The organism is Nocardia sp. CA-084685 (assembly GCF_050955785.1).
Taxonomy (GTDB): Bacteria; Actinomycetota; Actinomycetes; order Mycobacteriales; family Mycobacteriaceae; genus Nocardia.
Map to the genome: position 1 here is coordinate 823,200 of NZ_CP192094.1, position 12,119 is coordinate 835,318.

7 protein-coding genes are annotated in these 12,119 nt (G+C 66.5%); 1 reads left to right on the plus strand and 6 read right to left on the minus strand.

What is annotated here, in order from left to right:
• Window positions 1-4: 4 nt before the first annotated feature.
• The 6 genes from ACQP2U_RS03700 to ACQP2U_RS03725 form a co-directional block, all read right to left on the minus strand.
• Window positions 5-3,958: an amino acid adenylation domain-containing protein gene (locus tag ACQP2U_RS03700; protein ID WP_433713393.1), complete on the minus strand. Its 3,954-nt coding sequence runs from the start codon at window positions 3,956-3,958 to the stop codon at window positions 5-7.
• Between the two features lie 71 nt (window positions 3,959-4,029).
• Complete coding sequence (locus tag ACQP2U_RS03705; protein ID WP_433716358.1) at window positions 4,030-4,794, minus strand: amino acid hydroxylase; 765 nt, start codon at window positions 4,792-4,794, stop codon at window positions 4,030-4,032.
• A 623-nt stretch (window positions 4,795-5,417) separates the two neighbouring features.
• A complete protein-coding gene (locus ACQP2U_RS03710; protein WP_433713394.1) occupies window positions 5,418-7,022 on the minus strand; it encodes an MFS transporter in 1,605 nt (534 codons plus the stop codon).
• Between the two features lie 42 nt (window positions 7,023-7,064).
• The gene (locus ACQP2U_RS03715) at window positions 7,065-8,423 is read right to left on the minus strand and encodes a glycoside hydrolase family 3 C-terminal domain-containing protein (protein ID WP_433713395.1); all 1,359 of its coding nucleotides are present in this window, start codon (window positions 8,421-8,423) and stop codon (window positions 7,065-7,067) included.
• On the minus strand, window positions 8,420-9,457 hold the full coding sequence (locus ACQP2U_RS03720; RefSeq protein WP_433713396.1) for a glycoside hydrolase family 3 protein: 1,038 nt from the start codon (window positions 9,455-9,457) through the stop codon (window positions 8,420-8,422). Before ACQP2U_RS03720 ends, ACQP2U_RS03715 begins: the two co-directional genes overlap by 4 nt.
• A gap of 19 nt (window positions 9,458-9,476) precedes the next feature.
• Window positions 9,477-10,619 carry a hypothetical protein gene (locus ACQP2U_RS03725; RefSeq protein WP_433713397.1) on the minus strand — a complete coding sequence of 381 codons (1,143 nt, stop codon included), beginning with the start codon at window positions 10,617-10,619 and terminating at the stop codon, window positions 9,477-9,479.
• A 255-nt stretch (window positions 10,620-10,874) separates the two neighbouring features.
• Between ACQP2U_RS03725 and ACQP2U_RS03730 the strand changes: the two genes are divergently transcribed.
• A complete protein-coding gene (locus ACQP2U_RS03730; RefSeq protein WP_433713398.1) occupies window positions 10,875-12,119 on the plus strand; it encodes a helix-turn-helix domain-containing protein in 1,245 nt (414 codons plus the stop codon).

A 12,119-nucleotide genomic window follows, 5' to 3' on the forward strand; every position in this document is an offset into this window, starting at 1 on the left:
TTGCTCACATGTCCTTCCCTTCCCCTTGCCGCCGATTCAGTTCGGCATCCAGGATCGGCCCGATGACCGCGAGCGCCTCGGGGTTTGTCATTTGGGCGTGAGTTAGGTCGACGGAGTGTTGCGTGATCTGTCCGGAACAATAAGGTCGCCACATATCGCCGGTCAGTTCGCCGGTGATGCCTTCGCGCGCCGAGAAGTACAGCAGATCGCCGTCGTAGGATGTCGGCCGGTAGCACGTGGACATGGCAACGCAGTCGACATATCCACGATGCAGACGTTCGAGCTGCTGGCGGGTCAATCCACGACCGGGCCCGGTGCTGTCGGCGAGCAGGTCGACGGCTTCGTCGAGGGTGAGTGGTCGGGTGTCCGGAGTGGCTGCCTCATTGCCCTGTAGGTGGGTGACCAGATCGCGTACGGTGGGCGGCTGCGGCTGGGAGGCACCGTCGGCGAATGCCACGCTGTCGAGCATGACGAGCAAATCCACGGCGTGCCCTCGGGCGCGCAGCTCAACGGCGAGCGCGTGCGCGAGTTGCCCGCCCAGGGACCAGCCCAGCAGATGGTACGGCCCCTCCGGTTGCACGCGCGTGAGTTCGTGCAGATACACCTCGGCGAGTTCCTCGACGGTGCGGTATCGCCTCGATTGTCCGGAGATGGCTGGGGACTGCAGCCCGTAGACGGGCCGGTCGGTGACGTATTGCAGCAACCCCGAGTAGCACCACGACAGCGGAACAGCGGAATGTAGACATATCAACGGCGTCCCGGAACCGTTGCTACGCAAGGGGAGGATCGTCTCCAAGGCCGAACCGCCGAATATCACATCGCTGTTCGCTCCGACCGCTGTGGATTCGATGGCAGCGGCCAAGGTTTGCACCGTCGGGGTGAACAGCAACGAGATCGTCACTGTGGTGCCGGTCCGCTCCGATAACCGCTGGCACAGTTCGACGCCCAGCAACGAGTTGCCGCCGAGTTCGAAGAAGTTGTCGTCCAAGCCGATACGCGTCTGCCCGGTCACTTCGGCGATCGCCGCCGCGACCGTGTGCTCGATTTGTGACGTCGGCGCGCGAAATGCCGGACGCGCCAGCGCCTGTGGATCCGGCAATGCGGATCGATCGGTCTTGCCGCTGCTCGGATTGATCGGTATCTCGGGCAGCGGTACCAACACCGCCGGAATCATTGCGGGCGGCAAGACTGTCCGTAACCGTGCCAATACGGCGGCGCGGTCGAAATGCTCGCGCTCTGCCTCCGTGGGGACGACATAACCGATCAACCGGTCGCCGAGTGTCTCGGACGTCCACATCCGCACCACGGCCTGATCGACTGCCTCGTCCGCGGCCAGCGCGCGCTCGACCTCGGACGGCTCGATGCGCTGCCCACGTAGCGAGATCTGGACATCGCCTCGGCCGAGGTACTCCAGCGTGCCATCGGGTTGCTCGCGGACGATGTCACCGGTGCGATACATCCGGGTTCCCGTCGGCCCGTACGGATTCGCCACGAAACAATGCGCGGTGATCCCGGGCCGTCCCAGATACCCTCGCGCCAACGCGTCACCGGCGAGATGCAGTTCGCCGCGGGCGCCGCGCGGAGCTGGGCGCAGCCGGGCATCCAGCACGAGAGTCTGCACTCCGGGCAGTGCCCGGCCGATCGTGATCGTGGCGTTCGGGTCGAGCGGTTCGGTTTGGGTCACCACCACGGTCGCTTCGGTCGGGCCGTAGGAGTTGAACATCGGTAGCCGACTGGCCCAGCGTCTGGCCAAGGCAGGCGGGCATTTGTCTCCGCCGACGGTTACGGTCTGCAGCGACGGCAATCGGTTCGGGTCGAGCGTTGCCAAAATGGCCGGTGTGACCACCAGGTGCGTGATCGCCTCGTCCTGCATCACCTGCGAAAGCCGTTGGCCGGCCACGATGTCCGGCGCCAAGGCGACCAGCTTCGCCCCAGGAGCGAACGCGGAGAGGTATTCGAGCATCGACGCGTCGCAATATGGTGAATGTGCTTGCAGCACTACCGATTCGCTGCTGATGCGATTACGGGTGCGCAGGTCGTCGGCCAGTGTTGCCAGACCTTCGTGCGTGCTCAGCACGCCCTTGGGCTCTCCGGTGGATCCGGAGGTGTAGATCAGATAGGCGGGGTGCGCGGCACGCAGCGGTCCTATCCGATCCGCGTCGGTCACCGCAGCGACCGACCGTGACGCGGCGGCGCAGGTGAACTCGTCGCTGTCGAGCATCAACCAGTCGACCGTCGTGGCCGCCAGCGGTGTGCGCCACCTGGTGAGGGTGATTCCCAGCCTCGCGCGTGAATCAGTGATCAGCTTCGCCACGCGCGCCGGCGGATCGGTGGGATTTACCGGGAAGAACACCGCGCCCGCCCGGGCTACCGCCCATAACGCCATGACCGATTCCACCGACCGGGTCAACGCCACGGCGACAACGACTTCCGGCCCTGCCCCGTGCGCGATCAGCTCACGCGCCCACTGGGCGGTCAACTCGTCGAGTTCACGATAAGATACCGACCGGTCCGGGCCGCTCAGTGCGATCCGCTCACCCGCACCGATTCCGCCCGCGAGCAACTCCGGCAGCAACCGCTGGCGGCGTCGCTGCCGTGGGGTAGCGATTGTGCGTTTGTCGGCGATAGCAGCGAACACTTTCTCCGCACCGGAAGCACAGAGGAATCGGGTCAGGCAGTCCATGAACTGCTGTCGATACCTATCCACCTCGTCTGCTGTGTACAGCTCAGGATTGGCATGAAAGTCGATGGTGAGGGGCCCGGTACCGAATCGGTAGCAGCTGATCGCCATATCCTCCACCGGCCCAGCCGAAAGCAGGTGCGTTCGACCGCGGACGGCGCCGAAGCCGATGCTGTCGGGCAAGGTGAGGACGTTGATCAGTGGGCCGTAGCCATGGCGACCGGCCTGACCCACGCCGTGGTCACGGAGCAAGTCTTCGTGCCGATACAGCTGGTGGCGCAACGCGCCGATCATGTTCAGGCGTACCTGCTGGACCAGGTCACCGACCGTGCTCTCGGCCACGCCCCGCACGCGTAAGGGCACCACGTTCGAGACCATCCCCGCCGATCGCCGTAGCGCCCCGGTGGTGCGCGCGGCGACCGGCAGTGACACCGTGATATCGGTATCACCGGTCATTTGCGCTAGGAATCCGGTCACCGCCGCGACCAGCACCTCGGCCATGCCGGTGCCATGCCGGCCGGCTGCGGCATCGAGCCGGGCCATTGCCGCCGCATCGAGAGTTGCGTGCGCGCTATGTGGCCGTGCCGACGGTGCAGCGTACCGATCACTGAGCCGTGTCACGTGATTCAGGCCGGCGAGATGGTTTCCCCAGTACTCGCGATCGGCCGCGAACCGCGGCGAGGACCGATATCGCCGCTCTGCCGCCACAATCTCGGTCAGGGACACTGCCCGGCACGGTGTCGCGGTCCGCCCTTCACTTGCCGCGGAATGTAATTCGGCCGTTCGCTGCAACACCTGAGCGGCGCCGAAGCCGTCGACCGCGATGTGGTGGCTGCGCGCGTACCAGCGGTGTCGGTCGGGGCCGAGGGTGAACATCACCGTCTTTGTGACGTCGGTGCCGGTCAGGTCGATGCCGCCGCGATGGTCGTGGCTCATCCACACTTGCGCGGCGTGTTCCGGGTCGGGGTGATCGCTCAGGTCTATGCAGTCGAATCCGGTTTCCAGGTCGTGGTCGAGGTATTGGCGCGGTTGTCCACCGACGATGGCGAATCGCACATGCTGCGATTGCAATTCGCGACCGGCGCGGCGCAGACAGTCCTGGAGCAGTCCGAGGTCGAGGCGACCGTGCAGGTCGGTGTATTGAGAGATGGAAAACGGAACTGTCGGATGCAATTGTTGGGCCAGCCACAGTTCGGACTGCGCGACCGACAACTCGAAGAAGTCCGCTTCCGGAGTCGTGCTGCCATTGCCACGCCTGGTACTCGACAGGTCTACCACCGCAATTCCTTAATTCTCGACGGCGAGGATGTCGGCGAAGGTAATCATGCAGATAGCGAGCGACAGCACCGTCACGAACCGACGCTTGTCCCGAGGAAGCCCTTTACCTCATCCATCATCCGGCTGACCGAATCGGCGACGAAGAGGACAGGTTGACAAATGCTGTCGTCGATGCCGCTGGCGACTATGTCCTCGACTCGGAACTCCCTCAAATCCGCATCCACGAAAGACTCCATCTCCGTGACCGAGGACAAGATGGCAGCTCCATACGCTCGCGGGTGACCCTTTTCGGAGACCACGCCGACCTCCAGGGTGAACCAGAACAACCGCGCGATCGCTGTCCTGGCCTCGTTCGAGACGGCGTCGTTGGCGGCTCGTCCGAAGCAGCGATACAGTTCCGCGAATTCCGGATCGGCAAGCATTACCGCATGTCCGACCAGTTCGTGGATGACATCGGGCTCAGGCGAGAACGATTGCTCGGTAGCGGGGCGCACATCCGGGGTCGCGTGGAGGACGCCGTCGGCAAGAGGGCCGTAAAACAGGCGGCCCGGTAGGCTTCCGATAGCCGGCGCAAGCTCGAAGCCGGTCAACGAACGAAGCGTGCGCGAGACCTCACTCAATTGTGGTACCCGGCCGGCGGGCAACTTCATGCGGCGAGCGGCCGAACGATAGTGCGCGCAACTGACCTGCTCGTGCATAGCGCAAAGTGTCGCGAAAACACGCGACCACAACGCGTCCTCGTCGCTGCTGTAGACAAATTCGGGCAAGGGCTGCCCCGGGCGGCACGCGCGGGCAATGCGCTCACGCTCGGATCGAACGTCGAGACCAACCGTCATCGCAATCAATCCTCTCCTCGAGCTGCCTTGGCTGCGCAGGTCATCACCACTCGAAATCGATCGGCGCTGACAATAAGGACGTTCTGTCTGCGCGTACCCCCGCCGATTCCCGGCAAACAAATCGGCAACGGCGGCCCATATAGGAAGATATGGCTTCCCACAACACATTTGGCGGTTTATTCGCGATTAGTCGACGCCGCCCGAGGTCGCCCGCTACGAGCGAAACGGGGGGTGTCCGGCGAGGGATGGATTCGCTGTGTGAATGGTCGCTTTTGGGTGATCATGCGGTCTTCGGAACCGATCAGGCGCCGATCGCGGCCGCGAACATGGGCCACGAATTGTGCAGTGCATCGTGCGGATATCCCCATGCATGGGTCCCCCTGGGCCGGAAGACGATCCGCGCCGGCACACCAGCAGCGCTCAACTCCGCAGCGGGCCGACGCGTGCACCCGTTCGATTCGAACCCGCCGCCGATGACGACGCGATCGCACCAGCGACGGTAGTCAGTCAAACTACTACAAGATCGGTAGCAATTCGGAGGTTTGCCAATACATTGCTGATCACGCCCTTCGGTCGCTGAGGGTAGACCGACGGTGCTCATCGATGTGACGCGGCGATCATGGTCAGTGGGCGATGCCGCCGGTGGCCGGGGTGCGGCCGTGCTGCATTACCAGCGCGAACGAGAGGGCGAGCATCGAGGCGGCCGCGCAGACCCAGAAACCCAACTGGTAGCCGTGATCACCGAACAGGTCCGGCAGCGGTGTGGCTGGTTGGGTTTGCCCGCCGACGCTCACCAGGGCGCTCATGCTGTTGTTGTGCAGGAATGCGGTGACGATGGCCAGGCCGATCGCGACTCCCATGGATTGCATGACACCGAGCATGCCGAGACTGATGCCTTGTTGTTCCTGTGGAACCGCATCGACCAGCAGGATCGGCATGCAGGCGTAATACATCCCGAATCCGATGCTGAAGATCGAGTTCACGATCAGGAAGTTGGTGGTGGTCAGCGGCAACACCGCGAAGGCGATCCCCGCACCGGCGAAGATGAACAGGGCGGCAACCAGCGGCAGTCGGGCTCCGACGCGCTTGGCCAGCAGGCCGGCCACCGCGCCGAAGATCATCGTGATCACCGAGCCGAGCAGCGCGATCCGGAAGGCGAACTCGAGCAGGGTGTACCCACTGCCGTAGGTGTACCCGGGATCGAGGCTGACCTGCACGGCCTCGGGCGGCAGCACCCGACCCGTCATCTCCTGGATCTCGGCCAGCGTGCCCTGCTGGACGCCGGTGACGACGGTCGGCTCGGGTGGGGTCTGGGCCATGTAGGCGATGGCGTAGGAGACGATGCCGATTTGCAGGGACGCGAAGAGCGCACCGGCGAGCACCAACGCGACGCGCGGATGGAACAGCAGGTTCATGTCCATGACCGGTGTCGAGACGCGTTTTTCGACAACGACGAACAGGACGAGCAGCGCGATGCCCGCGATCAGCCAGGCCAGCGTGGTCGGCCTTGCCCAACCCCAGTCATGACCCTTGTCGACGTAGATCAGGATGAGCGCGGCGCCACCGGACAGCAGCGCGGCGCCGACGACGTCGATCCGCTCGGACACCCGCAGCTTGGATTCGGGCACGATCAGCCACACCATCGGCAGCAGCATCAAGCTGAACGAAGCGAGTACCCAGAAGATCGCACGCCAGCTGTAGTTGTCGACCAGGTAGCCGCCCAGGATCGGGCCCGCGATGGAGGCGACACCGAAACCGGTGGCCGTGAAACCGAGTGCGAGGGGCACCATGTCGCGCGGCATCAAGTCTCGGATGAGGCCGTAGGCGATCACCGCGGTCGCGATGGCGGTGGCCTGCAGGCAGCGACCGAACAGGAAGACGGCCCAGTTCGAGGTGGTCGCGTCGAGCACGCAGCCGATGACGAACAGCACACCGCAGATGAGGAACATCCGCTTCTTGCCCCACACGTCACTCATCTTGCCGATCAACGGAGACGCGGCCGCACCGACCAATCCGAACACGATGATCGCCCAGTTGATGTTGGCCCCGACGCCCGGGAAGCTCGGCGCGATCTTCTGTAGTGCCGCCGCGACGATCGTGTACTGCATCGGGGCGATCTCGGAGAACAGGACGATCACCGCAAGAACCGTGAAAATCCTTGTGCGCGAGGCACCGTCGAGCCGACCGGTGTCATCGTCGATGTCGAGTTGAGAGGTACTGGTGGACATGGCCACGCTCCGTTGTTCGGGAACTGCGTTCGAGATGGTCGATCAGAAGGGGCAGTAGATATAGGCGGTGTGGGGGAGATCGGCGACCGAGGTGCCTACCTGGGCGGTGAACTCGCCGGGCTCGGTCTCCCAGCCGGCTGGTCCCCAATGCTGGAATGCGCGCTCGGGCAAGGGGATCGCTACGGTCCGGGATTCGCCTGGTGCCAGGGTGACGGCGGTGAAGCCGGCCAGCCAGCGGACCGGTCGATCCACGGCGCTGTCCGGGCGTGAGAGGTACACCTGGACGACCTGTTTGCCTTCGCGATCTCCGGTATTGGTCACCGTGATCGAGACGGTGCGCCCTTCGACGACCAGATCGTCGGTCGACCAGGTCGTGTAGCCGAGGCCGTGGCCGAAGGGATAGGCGGGTTCGATCCCTGCCCGCAGCCACGCGCGGTAACCGATGTGGATGCCTTCGGTGTAGTCGAGGACGCCGTCGACGGGTGCGGTGTTCAGAACCGGGACGTCGGCCATGGTCTTCGGCCAGGTGGTCGGCAGCCGGCCGCCGGGTTCGGCGGTGCCGGTGAGCACGTCGGCCAGCGCCGCGCCGAACTCCTGGCCGGGGAACCAGGCCAGCAGCACCGCGGCGACCTCGTCACGCCACGGCATCTCCACCGGCGCACCGGAATTCACCACCACGACGGTGCGCGGGTTCACCGCCGCGACGGCGGCGACCAGGTCGTCCTGACGGCCGGGCAGCCGCAGGGAGGTGCGGTCGACGCCCTCGCTCTCGATCTGCTCGGTGGTGCCGACCACGACCACGGCCACCTCGGCCGCGCGCGCTAGTTGGATCGCGGCCGCGAACTCCTCGTCGTCATCGCGCTGAGGCCGCCGGATACCGAGGGTCGCGCCGAGAATGATGCCGAGACCGGGCATCGCCTCCTCGATGCTGGTCACGAGCCGTACCTGGACCTCGTCGCCGACGGCGAGCGTGCGAGTCACGTGACGCTGGGGCGGGTTGAGCAGCGCTGCCGCCGGATCGCCGGAATCCAGGGCCACGTTCTCGTCCAGCACGGTCTCGCCGTCGAGGTCGAGCCGGATATGGCCGACGCCGCCGAAACCGATCTGCCAGTCACCGGCCATGTCGGCACGCAGCCGAGTGCGCATCTCGACCACGTTCGATCGTGCGGCCAGCGGTTCGCCGAGCAGCACGAGGCGGCTCGTGGTGCGGTGCTGGGTGCCGAGCACGATGTCACCTGTCAGATACCGCACGGACAGTCCGGGTTCGCCGGTCTCGGGATCGGTCATGATCGCCGGCGGGGCGGGAATCAGGTCCTCGGACAGGTGGACACCGGCGGTGTGAGTCAGCGGCAGCCGGCCGGTCAGGCCCTCCGCCGGGGTGGTGGTGTGGCCGGGGATCACGGTCGCCTGCCACCGCCGAGAAAGCGGGGTTCGCCCGCCGACGGGCCCAGCAGGGCGACCGCCGTGTCCGGTGCCAGGGGCAGGACGCCGTCGTTGCGCACCAGAACCATCGCTTGTGCGGCGACCCGGCGGACCAGATCCTGTGCTTGCTCGTCACTGAAAACCGGTGTGGGCTGCGGGGTTCCGTCCAGGGCACCGACGCGCTGGGCGAAGCGCAGGATGCGGCGCACCTTGTCGTCGATGGCAGACTCGGCGATCTCGCCCGCGCGCACGGCGGCGGCCAGCGGTTCACCCCACAGGTGCGGCGGCCCGGGCATGCACAGGTCGGTGCCCTGCGCCGCGCTCTCGGTGGTGCGGACTGCGGTCCAGTCCGAGACCACCACGCCGTCGAATCCCCATGCGCCCTTGAGTGGTTCGTTGAGCAAGGGGCTCTCGGTCATGGTGGTGCCGTTGACGGAGTTGTAGGCGTCCATGATCATCCACGCCCCCGCCTCGACGGTGCGCTCGAACGGGTAGAGGTACAGCTCACGCAGTGCCCGGTCGTCGACGCGGACGTCGACGGTGAAGCGATCGGTCTCGGAATCGTTGGCCACGTAGTGCTTCGGGCACGCGCTGACCCCGTGCGCCTGCACGGCCCGCACGTAGGCGTCGGCCATCTCGGCGGTGAGTAGCGGATCTTCGGAGAAACACTCGAAATGCCTGCCGCCCAGCGGGGAACGGTGCAGGTTCATTGTCGGGCCGAGGACCGCGTAGACGCCTTTGCGGCGGGCCTCGGCGGCGATGACGGCGCCGATCTCGGTGAGCAGCGCCGGATTCCAGGTCGCGCCGATCGCGGTGCCCGAGGGCAGGCTCACCGACGGATCGCGCTCGTCCCAATTCTCGCCACGCACACCGGAGGGACCGTCGGAGACCGGCATCTCGGGGAGGCCGATCGAGGGGTCACCGGCCATCCGGAACAGGCTCGCGCCGGAGATCAGTCGCAGCTTGCCGTCCAGATCCAGCTTGGCGAGTAGTTTCTCGATGTCGTCTTCCATGAAAAATGCAGCCTTTCGGTCACGGGGTGATGGTGCTGGCTTGATCGGACCAGTGGGGGTTGTGCAGGAGCTCGCCGGTGTCGGCGAGGAACGCGCCGCGGGCGGCGCAATCGCCGCGCAATCGGTCCATGAACCAGGCGGTCAGGTAGCCGAGGTAGCGGTAGACGCCCTCGGTGCAACTGAAGTTGGTGCAGTCCGGCTGGCCCTGGACATCGTTGTGCTGGGCGCCGACCACCGCCGCGCGGGCCTTGGGTAGTCCGGGGGGCAGCGCGTCGTAGTACGCCTGCATCGACTGTGCACCGATCAACTCCGGCGGGGCCGGCTGGGTCGCGGGCGAGATGCCGTCGGCCGAACCGTTGACCAGCAGCACCGAACCCGAGGTCACCGCGGTGGGGTCGATACAGGCGCCCCGGCCCTCGGCCGACGGCAGCGACGCGCAGACCGCCGACAACGGCATCTCGAGAGTCACCGCGGTGCTGACGGCGCCGCCGCCGCGCGCGAGCGCGTTGATCGCGCCGAGACCACCTTGCGAATGCCCCGTCGCGCCGGCCCGGCCGGTGTCGATCTTGCCGCTGAAGATGCTGTTCGGGTCGCTGTTCTCACGGGCCAGGTACCGCACCGCGTCGAGCATCTGAATGCCGGTGCCGGTGTCGGTCCGGTCGGCGGCGATGACCACGAATCCCCACGACGCGAGGTGCGCGAGCAGATACGCGTATTCGCGCGGGTGGGCCATGGTGCCGTTGCCCCAGGTGATGACCGGGTGGACGACGCCGTGCGCCCCGAGATCGGTCGGATACCAGATGTCGTAGCTGTCGCCGGTCGACGTGCAGCAGTCGACACCGGTCCGCTCGGCCACCGTCCAGGGGCCTGGCGCGTAATAGGTGGCTTCGACCTGGCCGGCGGGCTGGTAGGGCGGCGTCGCGGCCGCCGGTGTCATCCCGGTCGCCGCGGCGACGATCAGCGCGAGGATGGTCAGCCCAACCCGGGCGCCGTTGCGCGGGCGCCGATCGGACAAGACGAAGTTGTTGCTCACGATGTCGGACGATAGGGAGACAAATGGCTGCGCAAGGCGGGCAGCGCGGTCTTGCAGACTCTTTGCAGACACCCGCGCTGCAAAATGCCGGCGACGTATTCTCGAAGCGATGTACAAGTCGACCTGCACTGTCGCGGACCTCGCATGAGTGAGCGCAGCGAGCGAACAGTAGGCGCGGTCGAGCCCTCGCTCGTGGTGGAGCCGAGCGTTAGCGAGGTGGAGGCATGAGTGAGCGCAGCGAGCGAACAGTAGGCGCGGTCGAGCCCTCGCTCGTGGTGGAGCCGAGCGTTAGCGAGGTGGAGGCATGAGTGAGCGCAGCGAGCGAACAGTAGGCGCGGTCGAGCCCTCGCTCGTGGTGGAGCCGAGCGTTAGCGAGGTGGAGCCATGAGCGAGGTCGGCTCGGCGCTGCGTGTCGCACGAACGGCTGCGGGGATCAGCCTGCAGGGCATGGCCGCGCGCACGAACTATTCCAAGCCGTACCTGGGCCAGCTCGAGACCGGGGCCCGCGCGGTGCGTGCCGAGCACATAGCCGCATATGAGTCGGCGCTAGGTATGCCGCTGGTTCACCTGCGCGTCCGGCTGACCGTCGAGTCGGTCAGCGAGCTCGACGATCTGCCCAGCCAACTGTCGTCGCTGCTGTTGCCGCCCGTCGCGCGCACGCGCGCTCGACACCCCACCTTCGCTGTGACCGAGCTGGCGGCCGCCGAGCAGCTCGCGACCTGGGCGCGTAGCAGGCAATGGGGCGACGGGCAGACGCCGCGCCGCGTTGTCATGGCATGGCTGGCCGCGAATCTGCCTCGATTGCAGCAGCTTTCGGACTCGAACAGGTATGGACGCGCCCTGCGGGTCGGCGCGGAGCTTGCCGATATCGCCGCCGCCATGAGCTGGGACGTGGAGGACATCACCGCCGCGCGCAGGTACTCGGTCGTCGCCGCGCGGCTGGCCCACGCCGCGGGGGACTCGCTGCTGACCGCCGCGATCCTCACCGAGTCGACCTGGCAGCTCCTCGATAGCGGCAGGCCGGAGGAGGGACTGGAGATAGCTCAGCTCGCCCAGTATCTGGCGCGCCGCACGGCGACGCCGCTGCTGCGGGTCGCCCTTGCCGAGCTGGAGGCGTACGCGCACGGCATTCTCGGCGAGCAGGCCGCGTTCCAGCGCGCGATCGTCGTAGCCGCGGAATGCCGTTGCGAAGCCGCCGAGACCGCGGCCGGTGATCGCGCCGCCGACCGCAGCCTCACCGCGGCCACCATCGGCATGCTTCTCGGGCCGCGCCGCGACTGGCCGGGGCCGGGACAGCAGTGGCGGCTACTCGGCAAAAGTTACCGTCAGCTCTTCGCCACCCGACCCGACCTGGCACGGATCGCCTTCGGCGATGTTCACCCTCCGGTGCCACAGGAATTCGTGACACCGGCGATGGCCGCGATCTCCTCCGCCCGCCTGCAGTTGATGCTCGGCGAGCCCGAACACGCGGCCGAGCAGGTCGGTCCGGTGTTGTCACTGGACGACCGCCCCACCGGCCGCACGGCCGCCCGGCTGTCGGACTTCTGGCACGAGTCGGTCGAATTCGCCACGGTCCCGGCAGTCGGCGAGGTGCGCACCACGATCCGCGAGCTGGTCGCGCCCGCCTGA

Excerpts from the sequence above, each read along its gene's own strand:
- ACQP2U_RS03705 (WP_433716358.1), bottom strand. The coding sequence starts at position 4,794 with ATGACGGTTGGTCTCGACGTTCGATCCGAGCGTGAGCGCATTGCCCGC.
- ACQP2U_RS03710 (WP_433713394.1), bottom strand. The coding sequence starts at position 7,022 with ATGTCCACCAGTACCTCTCAACTCGACATCGACGATGACACCGGTCGG.
- ACQP2U_RS03720 (WP_433713396.1), bottom strand. The coding sequence starts at position 9,457 with ATGGAAGACGACATCGAGAAACTACTCGCCAAGCTGGATCTGGACGGC.
- ACQP2U_RS03730 (WP_433713398.1), top strand. The coding sequence starts at position 10,875 with ATGAGCGAGGTCGGCTCGGCGCTGCGTGTCGCACGAACGGCTGCGGGG.